The following is a 19,134-nucleotide window of genomic DNA, read 5'->3' as shown; positions in this document are numbered from 1 at the left end:
GTTATTTCTGATTGTAACCAAAACGTTTCAACTGCCGTTGATCTGAACGCCAATTTTTATTGACTTTGACATAAAGCTCGATATGGACTTGCTTTCCGAAGAATTTTTCCAAGTCTTTTCGCGCTTCCATACCAACTCGTTTTATTGCTGAGCCTTTATGCCCAATGATGATTCCTTTTTGGGTTTCGCGTTCTACCATGATGACAGAACGAATCCTGATGATATCTTCTTCTTCAAAAAACTCTTCAGTATCAACCTCAACAGCATAAGGCACTTCCTTTTTGTAATGCAATAGGATTTTTTCACGAATGGCTTCATTCACAAAAAAACGTTCAGGTTTATCCGTAAGCTGGTCTTTTGGATAGAATGGAGGCGATTCTGGTAATAATTCCACTATACGATCAAATACGTTTTGGACGTTAAATCCGTTAATTGCTGAAATAGGATAAAACTCTGCATTTGGAACTTTAGCTTGCCAAAATTCGGCTTGGCTTTCCAATTGCTCCTGGTTTGACTTATCTATTTTATTCAGAAGTAGCAATACAGGAATTTTTGAATTGGTAATCTTTTTGAAAAAGGCCTCATCTTTTAAATCCTTCTCTCCTATTTCAACCATATACACCAAAACATCTGCATCCTCAAAAGCAGTTTTAACAAAGTCCATCATAGACTCTTGCAATTCGTAAGCTGGCTTAATAATACCTGGTGTATCACTTAAAATCATTTGAAAATCATCGCCATTGACAATCCCTAAAATGCGATGTCTGGTGGTTTGGGCTTTTGAGGTTATAATAGAGAGCTTCTCACCAACAAATGCATTCATTAATGTGGACTTCCCAACGTTGGGATTTCCGATGATATTGACAAAACCTGCTTTGTGCATAGAGTAATTTTTTTACAAAGTTACGACCTTTAATTCGCTTTCTTATAATTAGCCATAAAATGAGGCTTAACATGATAAAAATCAGCCTTTTCATGAGTATTAATCAATACATTTGATAGACCATAATAAAGTACTTCTTCATCATGACCGATTTACAGATTGCCAAAAAAGTTAAGTTAAAGCCTATTACCGAAATTGCAACAACCTTAGGAGTCGATCCTAAAAAAATTGAATTGTACGGTAATGACAAAGCTAAGATTCCTCTGTCATATATCAACCGAAAGAAAGCCAAGCAAAGCAATCTGATACTGGTTTCAGCCATTTCACCAACACCAGCTGGAGAAGGAAAAACCACTGTATCTATTGGTTTATCGGAAGCTTTAAATCAACTCAGCAAAAAAAGCACTGTGGTTTTGAGAGAGCCTTCTTTAGGTCCTGTTTTTGGCATTAAAGGTGGTGCAACAGGAGGTGGATACTCACAAGTGCTTCCATTAGAAGATATCAACCTTCATTTTACAGGTGATTTTTCAGCTGTTGAAAAAGCTCACAATCTATTAGCAGCTGTAATTGATAATAATATTCAAAGCAAGTCCAATTCCTTAGGTCTGGATCCTCGAACCATCACATGGAAACGTGTGATAGACATGAACGATCGTGCACTGCGACGTGTTATTGTTGGATTGGGAGGAACTTCTTCTGGAATTCCAAGGGAAACAGGATTTGACATTACTGCTGCTTCTGAAATTATGGCCATTTTGTGTATCACAACTGGTTTGAGTGATTTAAAAAAACGTCTTGGGAATATCTTTATAGGCTACACCTTTGATAAAAATCCTATTTATGCAAAAGACCTAAAAGTTGCTGGAGCTATGGCAACCCTTTTGAAACACGCCATCAAACCCAATTTGGTACAGACCATAGAAGGTAATCCAGCCATCATTCATGGTGGACCTTTTGCTAATATTGCTCAAGGCACCAACTCTGTGATAGGCACTCTAATGGGTATGTCGCATTCAGAATACACCATTACCGAAGCCGGTTTCGGATTTGATTTAGGAGCCGAGAAATTCTTTGATATCAAATGTCAAAGTGCCAATATTTCACCTAAAGCAGTAGTATTGACAACTACCATCAGAGCATTGAAATATCATGGAGGTGCTGATTTGAAATCATTAGACATACCAAACATTGAAGCTTTAAGACTAGGTTTGCCTAATTTGGAAAAACATCTAGAAAACATTCAACGATTTAAAGTTACACCAATCATAGCCATCAATAAATTTAAACACGACAGTAAAGAAGAAATACAACTCATAAAAGATTTCGCAAAGATTAAGAATATTAGAGTTGCTATTACTAATGTTTGGGCAAAAGGTGGAGCTGGCGCTAAGGTTTTAGCACAGCATGTTATAGATATCGCTGAAAGCAATGCCTCTAAATTTGAACCATTATACAAATGGAAAACACCTATTGAAGATAAAATTGAAACCATAGCCCAAAAGATTTATGGCGCAGAACATGTCGATTACAATTCAAAAGCCAAGCGACAGCTCAAACAAATCAAGGAACTTAAATTGGGACATTTACCAATCTGTATCGCTAAAACCCAAAAATCATTATCTGATAATCCTAAACTTTTAGGAAGACCAAAAGATTTCATCATCACAGTTCGGGAGATTGAAATTGCTTCAGGTGCTGGATTTTTGATTCCAATTACAGGGGACATCATGCGAATGCCAGGATTACCTGCACATCCAGCTTCAGAAGGCATTGACATTAGTGATAAGGGAGATATTTCAGGCCTTTTCTGATTACTGACGAGGCTTTTGAATACCTCGATCGTACATCACGATAGTTCCAGCTACAGAAACATTTAAACTCAACTCAGACTTGAATTTAACCAAAAAATGACTGTTTTCAATGGCTTGTTTTGATAACCCATGGTCTTCTGCGCCTAATAGGTAAACACAGCGCCTAGGATGATGGAAGGTTTCCAAATCTTCTGCATTCTCAGTCATTTCAACACCAACCAATCGTGCGCCTTTGGGAAGATTAGCAAAAAAATCATCAAATGTCTCATAATGAAAATAAGGCATGGCCTTTACAGCATTATGGGTATCACAAGCTTGTTTGGCATAACGATTTCCAATGGTAAAGATAAAACTGGCTCCAAGATTTTGTGCTGAACGCCAAAGGACACCTAAGTTTTCAGGAGTCTTACCATTTTGAATACCGATTCCGAAGAATTCATTTATAAAATTATCATTCATGACATTAACAAAAATAGATTCTAAGATTGAATTAAAGTAAAAACCGTATATTTAATTTGGTATATTAGTCTAAATGAAATTTACAAAAGCCTTGTTCAGATTACCTCTAGTCATTTCCTCATGATAATAAGCTTAAAGTATAGAATGTTTCAATATTTTAGTGATACATACAATTAATTCAATTTGGAATGAATAAAAAAGTCGTTTTCTGGTCGGCAACTGTAGCTCTTGCCGGATTTTTATTTGGGTTTGATACGGTTGTTATATCTGGTGCCAATAAACCGTTGCAAGAATTATGGCAATTATCACCCATAAACCATGGTACATTCATCATGTCTATGGCACTTTGGGGAACCGTTTTAGGGGCTTTACTTGGTGGTATTCCAACGAAAAAAATTGGTAGAAAAACCACTTTAATTTGGATTGGTATTTTGTTTTTAGCATCTGCTTTAGGAAGCGCTTTAGCCAATGACCCTTATGTCTTTTCGTTTTTTAGATTTATTGGAGGTATTGGTGTTGGTGTTAGTTCTGTGGCTGCTCCAATTTATATTTCCGAAATTACCTCACCAGAAAACAGAGGTCGTTTAGGAGCACTTTATCAGTTTTGCTTAGTGTTTGGCATTTTAATCGCCTTTGTGAGCAATTGGACTTTAAAAGGTGTTGGAGGCGATAACGATTGGAGATGGATGCTTGGTGTTGAAGCGATTCCAGCATTCTTTTATACGCTTATGGTACTTAAAGTCCCTAAAAGTCCACGTTGGTTGATTCTACAGAAAAGTGACGAAGAAAATGCATTACCCATTTTAAATACCATTTATGGGAATTTGGAAATCGCTAAATCAAAACTTCTTGAAATCAAAGCTAATGCAATCTTGCCTAAAAGCAATGACAACCTCTTCAACAAAAAATACAATCGCGTACTTTGGTTAGGTTTTTTTATTGCCTTCTTCAATCAGCTATCTGGTATAAATTTCGTTTTGTATTACGCGCCACAAATTCTGGAACAAGCTGGACTTGGTGGATCAGATTCGTTGTTTAATGCCATTGCTATTGGAATCGTTAATTTGCTATTTACGCTTTTGGGTGTGAGACTTATTGATAAATTAGGACGACGCCAACTCATCATCATAGGCTCCATTGGATACATTTTTAGTTTGATTATGGTTGGTGTTTGCTTTCAAATGGATTTGAGTTCCACTTTATTACTAACCTTTATTTGTTTGTTTGTGGCTTCACACGCCATCGGACAAGGGGCTGTAATTTGGGTGTTTATTTCAGAAATTTTCCCAAATCGTGTACGCTCCTACGGACAAAGTTGGGGAACTGGAACCCATTGGGTATTTGCTGCCATCATTACTCTTGTGACGCCTTTTTTCATTGATGACAAAGAAGGTCTATTCAGAGATAATCTAGAAATCATTTACTATTTCTTTGCTGGTATGATGGTGCTTCAATTGTTATGGGCTATTTTCAAAATGCCAGAAACCAAAGGTATTTCATTGGAAGATTTGGAAAAGCAATTAATCGAAGATGACTTTCATAGCAACTAGTGCAATATGCTTTGGGGAAGTCCTTTGGGATGTGTTTCCTGATAAAAAAGTCATTGGAGGCGCACCATTGAATGTGGCTTTGCGACTTCAATCCTTTGAAATTGACACTAGTATTATTAGCGCTATTGGACAAGACAAGTTAGGTAAAAATCTGATTTCATTTATTTCTGAACACGGGCTTCAAACCAATTTAATTCAATATTCTGAACAATATCCTACAGGAACTGTTGAAGTGTTTTTAGATACTGAAGGTTCAGCGTCATATAAAATAAAAAAGCCTGTTGCTTGGGATTACATTCTACATAATGATAAAAATAGTAAAGCGGTTTCAGAAGCTGAAGTGTTGATTTTTGGAAGTCTTGCCTGTAGAAACATAAGGTCTAGGGATACTCTTATGGAGCTATTATCAAAAGCTAATTTTACTGTCTTTGATGTGAACTTAAGGCCTCCTGATTATACCATAGCATTCGTTTTAGAGCTAATGAATCGATCAGATTTTATAAAACTGAATGATGAAGAATTACATTTAATAAGTACGCATTTAGGTTTTGAAAACAAATCTATGGAAGACCAAGTAAAATCTTTAGCAAAACATACCCAAACCAAAAACATTTGTGTCACCAAAGGAAGTAAAGGTGCATTGTTGTTTTTAGACGGACTTTTTTATAACAATACAGGATATAAGGTAAAGGTAAAAGACACGGTTGGTGCAGGTGATTCCTTTTTAGCAGCTTTAGTTTATAAGTTGCTATTTAAAAAATCTGAACCTCACATTGCTTTAGACTTTGCATGTAAGGTTGGCGCCTTGGTCGCTTCAAAAAAAGGCGCTTCTTGTGACGTTTCGCAAAAGGAAATTGAAAAACTTGAGGAAAAATAAAAGCTCCTTGATTTCTCAAGGAGCTTCTTTGTAGCGGGAACTGGATTAACTCGCTAAAGCTCGTTGGACCCAAAAGAGAAGCTTGTACAACAACCCAAATTTTAAATCAAAATTTATTTTTTGACATTTCAATTTTAGAACGTATACGTTCTAAAATCTCATTTACAAAAAAAGCCAAACACTTTCGTATTTGGCTTGTTGTAGCGGGAACTGGACTCGAACCAGTGACCTTCGGGTTATGAGCCCGACGAGCTACCTGCTGCTCTATCCCGCGATATTGGACTGCAAATATACAATGCTTTTTTCTTTTAACAATAATAATACTCAAAAAAATAACCCTCAGCCAAATTCGGATAAGGGTTATGTAAATTAAAACTATATAAAATTATCAATCTTCTGTATCTAAGGTAGCCAGTACACCAACATCGCTATTGTTCACAAAGTCAAATTGTTCCATATTAGGAAACTGTGCTTCCAAACTGGCTAAGTCACCTTTAAACTCATTGTTTCCTAACATTAAAACCTTCAAATTGGTTAAGCTTGCCAAGTCAGTTGGTAGATTACCATAAAAAGCATTATTGGCTAAAACCAATTCTTCTAACTTTGATAGATTTGAAATTGAATTTGGCACAACGCCTAGTAATGTATTGTCAAACACACTTAAAACCTTTAATTGGGATAGGTTTCCGAGAGCGTAAGGCAATTTTCCTGATAGCTTATTACTACTAACCAATAAAGATTCTAGGTTTGAAAGATTTCCTAAAGTTTCTGGTAAATTTCCACTAAGGTTATTGTTATACAATTCTAAGGTTTTCAACTCACTTAATTGTCCGATAGACTCTGGAATGGAACCTTCAATTTTATTCATGAATAATTGCAATGTTTCAAGAGACGACAAATCTCCAATGGTATTTGGCAATTGGCCATCTAATTTATTGAATGCGACATTCAACACTTTCAAAGCTTTCAAATTCCCAATAGTAGCTGGAATTGATCCTGAAAGGTTATTTCTAAAGAAATCCATTTCCCTTAAGGCTGTTAAATCTCCAATAGCATCAGGCAACTGACCTTCGAGATTATTATACCCAAGATGTAAGGCTACAACCTGATCATTTTCAACGGTAACACCATACCATGTTGAGACAGGACTAGTTAAATCCCAAGTGGTATTCCAAGATGTTCCTTTGGTAGCGTTATAGAGAGCAACTAAAGCCTCTTTTTCTTTGGTTGAGACACTACCAAAAGACAGTAGCGTAACCAAGCATAACAGTAATGTAATTTTAGCGGTTTTCATAATAGTAGATTTTTTGAGGGCAATCTATTTGTAACGAAAATAACAGAATATCGATTATCTAGCAATTTTTTTCGATGAAATGCATAGTCGTTCATCGAATATTTTGTAATATACTGTTTTTCAGATGTTTAAAAAATAGCTATTGTTCAATATTTTGGGCTTCAAATCCAATAATTTCACTGTTTTCAGTAGTGATTTCGACTTGAATTGGGTTGCAACAAACCTCACAATCTTCAATATAGGTTTGCTTGTGCTGTGATACATCAATCAGCATTGAGATGGTTTCCCAGCAATATGGACATTGAAAAAAATACTCTTCCATACGACTGAATTATATCTGAACATTGAGTAACTCGCCACTTAATTGAAGTACATTTAGTTCAGCCAATTTCGCATCGTATTTAGCTTGATTTCGACTGAGTTCGGCATTGAGGAGATTGAGTTGTGCTTGTCTGAATTCAATAGAAGTAACCTGTCCAATCTTAAACTTTTCCTGTGTACGTTCAAAATTATTTTGGGCGGTTTTTATATTATTTTCCTGAACTTGATAAATAACCAGTTTATTTTGATAATCATCCCAAGCATTATTGAAATTTCGTTCAATTTCAACAAGCAACTGCTCTTTCAATAATTTTTGGTTTTCTAAATTGATCTGAGCATTTTTTACACGTGTAATCGTTGTTCCACCATCAAACAAATTCCAACTCAAATTCAATCCTGCAGATACGCCTGTTGTAGTGTTTTGGAGTACAAATGCTAACGGACTATTATTTGTAGATTCATTCCAACCATAAGAACCAACCAAACCAACCGTAGGTAAATATTGAGCTTTGTTGGTTTTGATATCCAATTGGCTGATAGCTATGTTTTTTTCAGCCTGAAGTAAGGTTACATTATTCGTTTTAGTCTTTTCCAAGAGATCGGTTTTATCTAATTGAAACAGAAAGTTGACATCTGTATCCACATCAAAATCTTGATTCAATTGATTTCCTAAAATGACATTTAAATCACGCTTTGTATTCCTAAGCAACTGTTCAGCATTTATGAGATTTATGCTATCATTATTGATATCGACTTCAGCATTCAATACTTCCAGTTTTGTATTTTGACCATAATCAAACTGGTAACCAGCACGCGTTAATCGATCTTTGGAAATGGTCATGGTTTCTTTCAAAGCTGTGTTGTTTTCTGAAAGTTCAGCTACACTATAATACACTGTAAACAACTGAAGTATCGTGTTTTCAATAGTTTCACGAGCTTCTAATTCAGATAGTTGGTGCTCTTCTTTCAATCTTCGGTAATTGTATAAACGTCCCAAACCATCAAACAAGGTATAGTTTAGATTTACTGAAGCACTATATCGTCTCGTTTCAGCGCCATTAGCAATTCGGGTATCACCATTTGACAATGAACCTTCAGTATCCTGTTTATCAATTGAAGCACCAGCATTTCCTGTAAGCGTAGGCAAATATCCAGAGTTTAAAACATCAGAGTTGTTTTCAGCTACCTCTATACTATTCTTAGCGATTTTGATGCCATAATTATGTTCTAGAGTCAGTTTGATAGCCTCTTCCTTGTTCAAAATTTCTTGTGCGTGCCCAAAAAGGCTAAACAACAAGAAATTCATCAATATGTAAGGTTTGATCTTCATTGTATATTGTTTAATTCAAGAATTCTGTATGACCATTGTCTTGATCAAGACGATTTTCAGAATTTCCTTTTAAATGCAATCCTTCCTTTTGTTCTTTGATAGCACGCTCGACTTCTTCCTTAGTAACATCTTTGTTAGTCCAAAGCCATTTTGCATTTTTCTTAACACTATTGCTAAAGGATAAAAATAAAGGTAAAACCAATAAGGTCAAGACAGTTGCATATGCGATTCCGAAGGAGATCGAGATAGCCATTGGCTTTAAAAATTGAGCTTGTCTGCTCTTTTCCAACAACAGAGGTGCCAATCCAGCAACGGTAGTCAATGATGTTAAAAATATGGCTCTAAAACGGGATTTTCCAGCTTCAGAAATAGCTAAGTCAAAGTTCATACCTTCCCGTAAATTACTATTGAATTTACCAATGAGTACCAATCCATCATTGACCATAATTCCAATGAGAGCAATAATACCTAAGAGCGATAAGACATTGACAGGAAAATCAAACAACCAATGTCCCCAAGCCACAGCAGTTAAACTAAAAGGCACCAACAGTATGAGTAATATTGGTTGGCTATAACTTCTGAACGTAAACGCAATTGTAATGTAAATAAGTAATAAAATTGGGATTCCAGCCGCTCTTAAAGACGTTGTAAGTTTTTGTGCCTCACGATTTTGCCCTTCGTAAGATGCGGAAATTGTTGGATACTTCGATTGTAGCTCTCTTATGGCATTTGCTTTTAAATCCTCTAAAATATCGGTAGCACTTTCACTCGGATTCTTCAAATCGGCTGAAATACGGATTTCCCGTTGCCCTTCCAAGTGATTGATGGCCACGTCACCTCGTTCGATGGTATAAGTGGCAATATCCTTTAATGTTACACGCTGTCCTGAAGGTGTCAAAATGCGCATATCGTCCAAATCGTTTATAGACGCTCTATTGGTTCTGTCATAACGAACCCAAACGCGAATCTCATCCTGACCTCTTTGGAAACGTTGCGCTTGTGTTCCAAAGAAACCCGAACGCACCTGCGTCATCACAGACCTTAAATCTAAGCCTAACAAATAAGCGCTTTCCTTAAGTTGCAGACGAATTTCCTTAATACCTGCAGGATCATTGTCTTCGACATCTTTTAACAACGGATTTTCTTGGAGTATTTGCTTAAGCTCACCCTTAGCTGCTTTTAATTCTTCAATATTATTGCCCAATAAAGCCACAGAAACAGGACTACCACCAAAGTTTCCTCCAGAACCAAAAATTAACCGTTCTGTACCAACAACAGGTCCAACCAACTCACGTAAGCGGTTGGCAACCAAAGAAGAGGTGATTTCATCTGGTCGCTCCTCTCCAGGTAGCATATTAATAACCAATCGAGCACTAGAACTACTGTTAATAGTTAATATGGTATTTTCAAAAAGTTCCTTATCGGTATTTTTTAAATACTTTTCGGTAAACTCTTGATTCACCAATAACGATTTTTCCTCGATCATTGAAATAATGGAATCCGTGATTTTTTCATTGGTCCCATTAGGCATATCCAATTCAACAGACACACGATCACTAGCAATAGAAGGAAATATTGTGACTCCAATAATTCCACCACCAATAGACCCAAATGTCAATATCAATAAAGAAATAAAGATACCCAATGCCAATACACGAAACTTGAGGACAAAGTCTAAAACTGGCGCATAAACCCGATCTCTTAAAAATGCCATGATTTTATCACCAACCGAATTGACACTCCTCATTTTTGAAAAGAACAACTTTAACTTAGAAGGGTTTTCTTCGACCTTAGGTTTTCGCAATGCCTTTGAGTGTGCCAAATGCGCAGGAAGTATGATTAAGGCTTCCACAAGTGAAATGGTTAAAGTTAAAATCACAATCACGGACACTTCACTAAAAAATTCACCTATTCTACTGTCTAAAAAGAGAAATAACGAGAACGCCAATAAGGTGGTTATAATTGCTGAAACTACTGGAGGAATCACTTCCATAGTACCATCAATAGCAGCCTGGATAGGTGGTTTCCCTTTTTCGTAATGCTGATAGATATTTTCGGCAATTACAATTCCATCATCAACTAAAATACCGATAACGATAATCATTCCGAAGAGCGATAACACATTAATGGTTACGTCAAATTGACCTGCAAATATGAACATTCCCAAAAAAGAAATTGGCAATCCGAACGCCACCCAAAATGCCAATCGTGTATTTAGGAATAAGGATAGAAAAATAAGCACTAAAATCATTCCTACTACGGCATTCTCAGCTAAAAGTTGTGTACGTTGGTTCAATGTAATAGATAAATCGCGAACCACATCCAAACGTACATTCTCATATTTTTGATTGTACTCTTCTATATACGATTTAACTTTATCTGCAGAGGAAATCAAATCTTCGTTATTGGTACTTGTTATAGAGATATTAACAGATAAATCTTGATTGAAATACGTCGCATTGGGTGTTTCCGAAAAACGATCCCTTACAATAGCCACGTCCTTCAACCGAACGGTTTTTCCATTAGGTGTTGCCCTTACAATCAAGTTGGAAAGCTCATCACCATAATATGAACGGTTATTGGCACGAATCAAGTACTCTTCGGCATTGGTCTTGATATTTCCACCCGTCACCAAAATATTGGACATGCTTACGGCATTAGCCACTTCACTAAACGTAAGGTTATATGCTAATAAACTGGTCTCGTTGACCGCAATTTCAATTTCTTCATCTGGATAGCCAGTTACTTCCACTTGCGAAATACCGTCAATAGCACGCAAGTCATTTTCAACTTGCCTACCAATTTGCTTGAGTGTTGCCAACGGCACCTCTTTTCCACTTAAAGCAAAGGAAATCGTTTCACGAACGGCTTCCTGTTTAGCCACCACCAATGGTTCCATACCAGTTGGAAAGGTTGGTACACGGTCGACAGCATTCTTAACCTCAAGAAGCATGAAATCGATGTTCTCTCCTTTTTCAATTTCTACGGTTATGGTACCACTGTTTTCACGTGAGGTTGAAGTAACACGATCAATACCTTTTAAGCCTTTAAGATTATCTTCAATTTGAAGTACAATACCCTCTTCAATTTCTTGTGGTGAAGCACCAGGATAGGTAATGTTGATATTGATGATTTTAGAATCTACTAACGGAAAAAAAGATGATTTTAATGAGGTAACACCAAGTAAACCAAATACAAAAAATGCTAAGATGAACACATCTACAGCAACATGGTAACGAATAAAATAGGCCATTATCTTTCTCATGACCTACTGTTTTTTTGAATCGGAATTACTTTCAGAAGTACTGGAAACCTTATCTTCAAAGGGCTTCACTAACATTCCAGCATATGATCCTGGTACAGGTTTCGATAAAATAACCGTTCCATCAGGAATATTTTTCAACACTACTTTTGTGTCTGAAAAATACACAGGTTTTACATCAACAATATCCAGAATACTATCCTTGACCACATAAATTTGACCGTTATCAAGCATCAGGTTACGATTGATTTCAAAAGCATTAGGTTCTTCTTTGGCATTTAGGTTTGCTTCCAAATACATACCTTCTTTAAGTCGCTCATCCTTAACTTCAATAAATGCTGTGATTGTTTGCGTTGTAGCATCAATACTTCCATTCACACGCGATACTGTACCATTAAATTCCTCGGTGTTTTCAAGATTGTTAAGTTGAACCTTTTCTCCTACTTTTAATAAGCTAGCATAGGACTTACTCAAAGCGACTTCCATTTCATAAATCGATGGATCAATGAATTCACCTAGTTTCTGTCCGCTTCTAATAAGAGAGCCTTCAGTTGCCAAAGCTTCAGTTAAAATTCCATTAAAAGGAGCTCTTATGGTATATTTGGCAAGTCGTTGTTCAAGATTTTTGACATTGTAATAATTTGATACAATACCACGACCTGTAATAAAATAATTCTCCTTTTCAGAAGTCATTTCAGGTAATTTTGGCGTCGTTTTATTTAGGTCGAAGCCATTGAGATAATTTTGCCATTTCGGGTACACCTCTGGAAAATCCAATCTTAAATCAGGCATTATAGCTGCAATCGAGTTGTAAAGATTACTTTTTGAAGATTGCACACTGGCATAATATTCTGAAGCATCAATCCTGATAAGGGTTTCGCCTTTTTTGTACTCTTGTCCGGCCTTAAACAGTTTTCCACTAGTTCTAAAAACGCCTTGCACTTCAGCATACAACTCGACTCGTTGTTTCGCTACTAAATTCCCATTTGCAGGAACCACAATTTGAACGGTTCCATTTTCTACGGTATCCGTAAAAACCGTTTTATAAACTTTTTCAGGAACAGGTTTGGGTTTGGTCTTATTATCGATCAATCGTTTTGCAAAAAGAAACGAGCCAACAATTAGAATTATTCCTATGATGGAAAGAATAATGTTTCGCATAAGTATAGATGGTTAGCGTTATGTAAGTCTAAAAGCAGAAGCTGAAACTTACAATACAAAAGTATCTAAATACACTATGGCTAGCAGTTAAAAAAAACTTAAAACAATTTTGAAAGAATACTAATCGAAGGTTTCTATTTCATGTTGGATCTCTTCCCATTCACCCATTAGTTGGTCTAAGGTGTCTTTTTTCTTTTGATAGCGGTCAAAAAAAGATGTATCGGCGACTGTAGCATCATAGTTTGTAGCCAATTCAACATCGTCATTTTTGATGTCCTTTTCCAAACTATTGATTTGAGATTCGATATTGCTCAACTTATTCTTAAGCGACTTCAGTTTCTTTTGATCTTCATAAGACTGCTTATTACTTTGCTTAGGCGCTTCCTTAATCACTGTTCGTTTCTCTACTTCACGAAGGTTCTCAACGTTACGCTGCTCTAAATAAAAATCGATATCACCTAGGTATTCCTTGATATTTCGGTCTTTGAATTCATAAACCTTATCAACCAATCCTTGGAGGAAATCCCTATCATGAGATACTAAAACCAAAGTACCTTCATATTTCTTCAAAGCCTCTTTAAGTACATTTTTAGATTTGATATCCAAATGGTTGGTTGGCTCATCCATGATCAACACATTGATCGGTTGAAGCATCAGCTTAGCCAGTGCCAATCGGTTACGCTCACCTCCAGAAAGTACTTTAACATACTTTTCTACCTCTTCTCCACGGAACAAAAAAGCACCTAAAATATCCCTAACTTTGGTTCTATTACTCTCATTGGCTTCATCAATCATTGTGTCTAGAACGGTTTTGTTACCATCAAGATACTCGGCTTGGTTTTGGGCAAAATAGCCAATTTGAACATTATGACCTTGTTTGAGCTGACCTTGATGCTCAATTTCACCTACAATTATTTTTGCCAAAGTAGATTTTCCTTGTCCGTTTTGACCAACAAACGCAATTTTACTCTGACGTTCAATCATTAAATCGACATCATTCAAAACTTGGTTATCGCCATAATTTTTTGAGACAGCTTCAGCTTCAACTACCACTTTTCCAGGCGTTATCGATACCGGAAAATTTAAGGTCATAACGCTATTGTCATCTTCATCTACCTCAATGCGATCCATTCTATCTAACTTCTTGATAAGCGATTGCGCCATGGATGCTTTACTCGCTTTGGCTCTAAACTTTTCAATAAGTTTCTCTGTTTGCTCTATTTGCTTTTGTTGGTTTTTTTGGGATGCTAATTGTTGCTCCTTTATTTCCTTCCGAAGGACCAAAAACTTAGAATACGGTTTTGGGTAATCATAAATCCGTCCTAAGGAAATTTCAATGGTTCTATTCGTAACGTTATCCAAAAACATTTTATCGTGTGATACGATAACTGCAGCTCCGGAATAGTTTCGTAGAAACTCCTCAAGCCAAATGATGGATTCAATATCCAAATGGTTTGTTGGCTCATCCAAAAGCAACAGATCATTATTTTGAAGTAACAGTTTAGCTAGTTCAATACGCATACGCCAACCACCAGAAAAGGTGTCGGTTAACTTATTGAAATCTTCACGTTTAAATCCTAGACCTTGAAGCACCTTTTCGGTATCACCTTGGTAATTATAACCACCTATAATTTCGTATTGATGCTGAACATCATTGAGATCAACCATCAATTGATGGTATCCTTCACTTTCATAATCTTCTCGTTCGGCTAACTGTGTATTAATATGCTCCATCTTAGCTTCTAAAGCTTTAATTTCTTCAAAAGCTTCATAAGATTCTTCCAAAACGGTTCTACCAAATTCAAAGTCGATATCCTGTTTCAAAAAACCAATACTCAAATCCTTGTCTGTAGCAATTTGTCCTGTATCATATTCAAGCTCTTTAGACAAGATCTTGAGCAATGTAGATTTACCAGCTCCATTCTTTCCTATTAAGCCAACCCGATCGCCTGGTGTTAACTTAAACGAAATCTCTTGAAACAAGTATTCACCTTGAAAGGAAATAGAAAGGTTATGAATGTTGAGCATTTGTTACTTATGTTACAATGTTTTGTGCAATTAACCGTAAATTTGCATGGAATACAAAGCGTAAAAGTAATCAAATTTATATCATGTTGAAAGGCACTAAAATTTACAGCATTTTTACTGGCACTTGTCCGAAATGCCAACAAGAATCAATGTATGAGAACAAAAATCCTTATGCTCTTTCCGATGTTCTTAAAATCAATGAAAAATGTTCTTATTGTGGCACAAAGTATCGTTTAGAGCCTTCTTTCTTCTATGGATCGATGTATGTGAGTTATGCTGTTGGTATTGCCTTTGCCGTAGCCGCTTTTGTAATAAGCTATTTATTTTTAGGAAGTAGCTTGTTTACTGCTTTTATGGCTATTGTTGGAACCATGATTCTTTTAGGTCCTATTATTATGCGATTATCTAGAAATATCTGGATCAATATGTTTATGAGTTACGATAAAAATCTAGTTAAAAAATAGGCATTATTAGTCCATAAATCGGTTGATATCGATTTCTTCATCCAAAGGCAGCTTATTTTCAATGAAGTTAAATAATTGTTCGGCAACATAATGTGATATCATGACTCCTCTTGTCCCCAATCCGTTAAGAACGAATAATTGGTCGTATTTTGAATGGACTCCAACCAAAGGTCTTCTGTCCTTAGTGGTTGGTCGAATACCAGCTACTTGATCTACTACTTCAAAATCGCAGGTAATCACTTTTTGTACTTTCTGAATCAGTTCTTGTTTTGCTTCCTCGGTGGTATTGTGTGTTTTATCGTCCCATTCATAAGTAGAACCAATCCAATACAGATCATGTCCTAATGGCACCACAAAAACTGAAGATTTCAAAATAAAATCCATTTTTAGTTCAGGCGCTTTTATCGTCAACATTTCTCCTTTGGTTCCGTTTAGTGGCAAATGCGAAAAAAAAGGATTGTATTTGAGCCCAAAACCTTCAGCAAAGACAATATATTTCGATCTTAGATCTTTATAAGATACTTCGGCTTCATCAATCTGTAGACTATCATATTGAAAAGCTTCATGACGGTATTGATTGTTTTTTTGAAGGTCATCTGTATACGATTTTACAAGTTGGGTTGTATTGATTCGTCCAGAGTGCAAAACCTCACCAAAACCAAACTCAGCATTAATAGTTGGATTAGAATTCGATTTTATTTGAGTGGAAAGAAAATCACATAACACTGGTTGATCAGAAGCCGTAAACCAATCGTTTTGTTCCTCAATAGAAGTAAATCTTCTATACACAGGTATGTTATGGTTTAAGGTTGTTTCCAACCGCTCCTCCAATTCTTTGTATTTAGGCATAGCCAATTCTAGTTGCGATTTGGCATTCCAGACCTTAGTGAAGCGTTTAAGCACAACGGGATTATATAAACCCGCAGCAACTCTAGAAGATTGCTGTGACGCATTATCAAATACTATAAAAGACTTTTGATGTGCATACAACCGCTCACAAAAAGCTATACCTGCCAATCCGCAACCGACAACAATATAATCTACATGTTTCATGTTCCAAAGTTAAGGGAATACAAACAAAAAACGCCCACTGTAAAAGTGAGCGTTTTCTTATCATTTAATTTTATTTAGTAAGACCACATATCTTGTTCGAAATTGCGAATCTTTTCTTTAATACGATCAGATTCCAACAATTGCATTAAAGCATTATCAGCAACATATTCTTTTACTTCACGATCGCCATATACATTTTCCTCTTTGTACATATACCCATTAAAACGTCTAGAGTTTAACAAGTGATCAAATGAAATAGGCATCGAACTGTTCTTATTGTTAAATGCTTTGGCTTCATGCAGTATTTCTCTAGCTTCTGGAAAGAACACCCAAAATAACGCATTAGGTGTCTTTAAAGATTCATCTTCAGAATCTAAGAAGTTAACATCTGGTGCTGCTGGAGCAATCCCTAATATTCTGTACTTCAATTCTCCATGACGCTTATCAAAATACCAAAGTCCTTTGATTAAGTAGGCACTAATGTGGAATGCTTCAATATTCGTAACAGTAATGTATTCAGGATCAACATAGCCATCAGCATTTAATTGGTCGTAACCAATATCTAAAGTATCTATTTTAGTAGTGATATCTTGTAGTTCCTTCTGTGTACGTTTTACTGTAAAATAAGAATCATTGTAAACATTTTTTATTTTACCTTCTTTCACTGCTTTTATCAAAGTGTGATAAAGTGAACGTCTTTCTTTTCCAATATTATTGGTATCAACCGGAAAATATAGCGGAAAATTCACACGTTCATCCAAAACAACCTTTTCCCAAGTCATTTTTGAGAATAAGATATCTCTATCGTCAACGTAGCCATATTCTAAAGGCTTATCGTTATCTAGTGCCAACTGTGCTTCAGTTTTGACACCAATCTCTTTTGGCGTTTTGGCATTCAAAATATTAGCTTGAGCAGACACACACAATGTGAATCCAACAGTAGCAAAAATTGATAATAAAAATTTAAAATTCATCTTTTCTCAATATTAATTTGGGTTTAATCTAAAAGCAGGTTGTTTTAGTTAGTCAACTCAATTACAAGTGGTGTTGCTGGTTTAATAGCAGGACCATTACTTCTTGATTTGATATCAAAAATTTGAACTTGAGAGCCTCTTTTAGCACTTCTTAAAGCAGTTTTCGCTGCACCATTCAGTCTATTTCCAGAACAAGTTACAGAAGGTTTTCCTTCAACTTTGATTTTAAATCCTGTTACAGTTAACGGTAAATCAAAATCGAAATCTTCTAGAACAGCTTCAACACGACCAATTTCTACGTTATTTCTTGGTAATTTAGCAGTACCTATCTGACCTGCCATCTGTCCAGCTGGCTTTGGAATATCCTTGATTCTAAAAACAGCTTTATCACTTACTTTAGAACCATCGTCTAAAGTTGCTGTTACATTTATAGTAACTTCTCTACCGGAAGTTGGAACCATAGTATATTTGCCCATTCCTGATGCTCTTTTAAGTCCAGCAGCTGAAGCAGATACTTTGTTATCTGGAACACCAGCAAATGAGATTGTCATTGGATTTACAACACCACGATAGACAACGTTCATTTTATCCGCAGAAATCGTTGCTGAATTTGGCCTTGGAACCACGACATAGTTTCCTTTAATTGGAATTTCTAATGGCTTACCATCTTCTAAGAAGGTAAAGTTACCATCGATTTCATGCTCACCAACACCACCAACGTTAAATTCCAAACGTGCAGCTCCAGTTGAATCGATAGCATTTTCTAAATCAACTGCAGATCCAGAAATACTTAATCCTGTTGGTGTTACATTAGCGTATTTTCCAAGAACAACTTTACCTTGGAATTTTTCACCAGCAAAGAATGCTGATTTGTCAGCAATAACGATAGCTTGGTAGTTTTTAAGTGAAACCGCTTCATCTAAAGTATTACCCAAGAAAACATTAAACATGTTCGCTTCAGTTACTTTAACATCATTTTGCATCGCTGTTAACTTTGTGTAAGAAGCAATCGCTGGGAATCCCTTAAAGTGGTAATCTAACCAATCGATTTTCTTTCCATCTTTGTTTTCAACAGGCTCTGTGCTGAAACGCTTTTCAAAGTTCTCAATTGCTTTTGTGTACTTTACATCTTCACCAATGATTTCTTTGATCTGGCTTTTGTATTCTTGAATCTTAGACATCACTTCCTGACCTTTTTTAGTTAAACGGTCACCCGTAAACCAAGCTTCATCAAGAATATCGGTTTTGTCCATTGCTTCAAAAGGCAATTTACCAGTTTCAGGATCAATTTCGTATTGTCCTTGCTTGATCAAGTCTGCCTTAAGAGTTTCAATATACTTATAAAAATCTTCAGATGTTCTGCTGATTTCCTTGGCCTTGTTTGCAGCTACAGCAAATTCAGCTGGCTTTTCTTCGGCTTTCGTTTCAAGATTTGCAAGTAACTTCTCATTCATATCAGTCGTTACTTCATTTGCATCAGAAAACTTTTTTTCCATTAATCCGAAAGCGGACAGTACTTCTTTTGACATATTCATCGCCATCATCGCGATAAATACCAAGTACATTAAGTTAATCATTTTCTGCCTTGCAGATAATTTTCCTCCTGCCATTTTAAATTAGTTTTTTTAGTTGTTAATAGATTAGTATCAGATTAGTCTTAAAAAACT

At 36.0% G+C, this 19,134-nt stretch carries 15 protein-coding genes and 1 tRNA gene; 4 read left to right on the top strand and 12 right to left on the bottom strand.

Features of this window, described 5'->3' with window-relative positions; all coding sequences use genetic code 11:
* Nucleotide 1: 1 nt before the first annotated feature.
* Entirely contained in the window at nt 2–883 is an 882-nt protein-coding gene (era, locus tag AB9K26_RS04930; RefSeq protein ID WP_369971428.1) for a GTPase Era, read from the bottom strand.
* A 143-nt stretch (nt 884–1,026) separates the two neighbouring features.
* On the opposite strand from era, the gene AB9K26_RS04925 reads away from it, so the two are divergent.
* Nucleotides 1,027–2,694, top strand: a complete 1,668-nt coding sequence (locus AB9K26_RS04925) for a formate--tetrahydrofolate ligase (protein WP_369971427.1) — start codon at nt 1,027–1,029, stop codon at nt 2,692–2,694.
* Here AB9K26_RS04925 and AB9K26_RS04920 read toward each other — a convergent pair whose 3' ends face one another.
* A complete protein-coding gene (locus AB9K26_RS04920) occupies nt 2,695–3,153 on the bottom strand; it encodes an RNA methyltransferase (protein ID WP_369971426.1) in 459 nt (152 codons plus the stop codon).
* A 188-nt stretch (nt 3,154–3,341) separates the two neighbouring features.
* Here AB9K26_RS04920 and AB9K26_RS04915 point away from each other — a divergent pair, with 188 nt between their 5' ends.
* Nucleotides 3,342–4,703 (top strand): sugar porter family MFS transporter, encoded by a 1,362-nt coding sequence (locus AB9K26_RS04915; RefSeq protein ID WP_369971425.1) that lies wholly within the window; start codon nt 3,342–3,344, stop codon nt 4,701–4,703.
* On the top strand, nt 4,684–5,580 hold the full coding sequence (locus AB9K26_RS04910) for a carbohydrate kinase (RefSeq protein WP_369971424.1): 897 nt from the start codon (nt 4,684–4,686) through the stop codon (nt 5,578–5,580). Before AB9K26_RS04915 ends, AB9K26_RS04910 begins: the two co-directional genes overlap by 20 nt.
* Before the next feature lie 201 nt (nt 5,581–5,781).
* On the opposite strand, the gene AB9K26_RS04905 is transcribed toward AB9K26_RS04910, so the two are convergent.
* The 7 genes from AB9K26_RS04905 to AB9K26_RS04875 all read right to left on the bottom strand — a co-directional run bounded on the left by AB9K26_RS04905 (nt 5,782) and on the right by AB9K26_RS04875 (nt 14,976).
* Nucleotides 5,782–5,854 (bottom strand) — tRNA-Met (locus tag AB9K26_RS04905).
* 114 nt (nt 5,855–5,968) lie between these two features.
* Nucleotides 5,969–6,874: a Two component regulator three Y domain protein gene (locus AB9K26_RS04900; protein ID WP_369971423.1), complete on the bottom strand. Its 906-nt coding sequence runs from the start codon at nt 6,872–6,874 to the stop codon at nt 5,969–5,971.
* A 139-nt stretch (nt 6,875–7,013) separates the two neighbouring features.
* On the bottom strand, nt 7,014–7,196 hold the full coding sequence (locus AB9K26_RS04895; protein ID WP_369971422.1) for a CPXCG motif-containing cysteine-rich protein: 183 nt from the start codon (nt 7,194–7,196) through the stop codon (nt 7,014–7,016).
* 9 nt (nt 7,197–7,205) lie between these two features.
* Nucleotides 7,206–8,525 (bottom strand): TolC family protein, encoded by a 1,320-nt coding sequence (locus AB9K26_RS04890; RefSeq protein ID WP_369971421.1) that lies wholly within the window; start codon nt 8,523–8,525, stop codon nt 7,206–7,208.
* A 10-nt stretch (nt 8,526–8,535) separates the two neighbouring features.
* Nucleotides 8,536–11,790: an efflux RND transporter permease subunit gene (locus AB9K26_RS04885; protein WP_369971420.1), complete on the bottom strand. Its 3,255-nt coding sequence runs from the start codon at nt 11,788–11,790 to the stop codon at nt 8,536–8,538.
* Between the two features lie 3 nt (nt 11,791–11,793).
* On the bottom strand, nt 11,794–12,948 hold the full coding sequence (locus tag AB9K26_RS04880; protein WP_369971419.1) for an efflux RND transporter periplasmic adaptor subunit: 1,155 nt from the start codon (nt 12,946–12,948) through the stop codon (nt 11,794–11,796).
* 120 nt (nt 12,949–13,068) lie between these two features.
* Nucleotides 13,069–14,976 carry an ABC-F family ATP-binding cassette domain-containing protein gene (locus AB9K26_RS04875; protein ID WP_369971418.1) on the bottom strand — a complete coding sequence of 636 codons (1,908 nt, stop codon included), beginning with the start codon at nt 14,974–14,976 and terminating at the stop codon, nt 13,069–13,071.
* Between the two features lie 80 nt (nt 14,977–15,056).
* On the opposite strand from AB9K26_RS04875, the gene AB9K26_RS04870 reads away from it, so the two are divergent.
* On the top strand, nt 15,057–15,440 hold the full coding sequence (locus tag AB9K26_RS04870; RefSeq protein ID WP_369971542.1) for a DUF983 domain-containing protein: 384 nt from the start codon (nt 15,057–15,059) through the stop codon (nt 15,438–15,440).
* Between the two features lie 6 nt (nt 15,441–15,446).
* Here AB9K26_RS04870 and AB9K26_RS04865 read toward each other — a convergent pair whose 3' ends face one another.
* The 3 genes from AB9K26_RS04865 to gldM all read right to left on the bottom strand — a co-directional run bounded on the left by AB9K26_RS04865 (nt 15,447) and on the right by gldM (nt 19,077).
* Nucleotides 15,447–16,493 (bottom strand): NAD(P)/FAD-dependent oxidoreductase, encoded by a 1,047-nt coding sequence (locus AB9K26_RS04865; RefSeq protein WP_369971417.1) that lies wholly within the window; start codon nt 16,491–16,493, stop codon nt 15,447–15,449.
* 74 nt (nt 16,494–16,567) lie between these two features.
* Nucleotides 16,568–17,467, bottom strand: coding sequence for a gliding motility protein GldN (gene gldN, locus AB9K26_RS04860; RefSeq protein ID WP_369971416.1), 900 nt, complete (start codon nt 17,465–17,467; stop codon nt 16,568–16,570).
* Nucleotides 17,468–17,511: 44 nt separating this feature from the next.
* On the bottom strand, nt 17,512–19,077 hold the full coding sequence (gene gldM / locus AB9K26_RS04855) for a gliding motility protein GldM (RefSeq protein WP_369971415.1): 1,566 nt from the start codon (nt 19,075–19,077) through the stop codon (nt 17,512–17,514).
* Nucleotides 19,078–19,134: the final 57 nt, after the last annotated feature.

Source organism: Psychroserpens sp. XS_ASV72 (genome assembly GCF_041224425.1).
Lineage (GTDB): Bacteria > Bacteroidota > Bacteroidia > Flavobacteriales > Flavobacteriaceae > Psychroserpens.
This window is presented reverse-complemented; position numbering and strand designations above follow the sequence as displayed.

Excerpts from the sequence above, each read along its gene's own strand:
- era (WP_369971428.1), bottom strand. The coding sequence starts at position 883 with ATGCACAAAGCAGGTTTTGTCAATATCATCGGAAATCCCAACGTTGGG.
- AB9K26_RS04925 (WP_369971427.1), top strand. The coding sequence starts at position 1,027 with ATGACCGATTTACAGATTGCCAAAAAAGTTAAGTTAAAGCCTATTACC.
- AB9K26_RS04920 (WP_369971426.1), bottom strand. The coding sequence starts at position 3,153 with ATGAATGATAATTTTATAAATGAATTCTTCGGAATCGGTATTCAAAAT.
- AB9K26_RS04915 (WP_369971425.1), top strand. The coding sequence starts at position 3,342 with ATGAATAAAAAAGTCGTTTTCTGGTCGGCAACTGTAGCTCTTGCCGGA.
- AB9K26_RS04910 (WP_369971424.1), top strand. The coding sequence starts at position 4,684 with ATGACTTTCATAGCAACTAGTGCAATATGCTTTGGGGAAGTCCTTTGG.
- AB9K26_RS04900 (WP_369971423.1), bottom strand. The coding sequence starts at position 6,874 with ATGAAAACCGCTAAAATTACATTACTGTTATGCTTGGTTACGCTACTG.
- AB9K26_RS04895 (WP_369971422.1), bottom strand. The coding sequence starts at position 7,196 with ATGGAAGAGTATTTTTTTCAATGTCCATATTGCTGGGAAACCATCTCA.
- AB9K26_RS04890 (WP_369971421.1), bottom strand. The coding sequence starts at position 8,525 with ATGAAGATCAAACCTTACATATTGATGAATTTCTTGTTGTTTAGCCTT.
- AB9K26_RS04885 (WP_369971420.1), bottom strand. The coding sequence starts at position 11,790 with ATGAGAAAGATAATGGCCTATTTTATTCGTTACCATGTTGCTGTAGAT.
- AB9K26_RS04880 (WP_369971419.1), bottom strand. The coding sequence starts at position 12,948 with ATGCGAAACATTATTCTTTCCATCATAGGAATAATTCTAATTGTTGGC.
- AB9K26_RS04875 (WP_369971418.1), bottom strand. The coding sequence starts at position 14,976 with ATGCTCAACATTCATAACCTTTCTATTTCCTTTCAAGGTGAATACTTG.
- AB9K26_RS04865 (WP_369971417.1), bottom strand. The coding sequence starts at position 16,493 with ATGAAACATGTAGATTATATTGTTGTCGGTTGCGGATTGGCAGGTATA.
- gldN (WP_369971416.1), bottom strand. The coding sequence starts at position 17,467 with ATGAATTTTAAATTTTTATTATCAATTTTTGCTACTGTTGGATTCACA.
- gldM (WP_369971415.1), bottom strand. The coding sequence starts at position 19,077 with ATGGCAGGAGGAAAATTATCTGCAAGGCAGAAAATGATTAACTTAATG.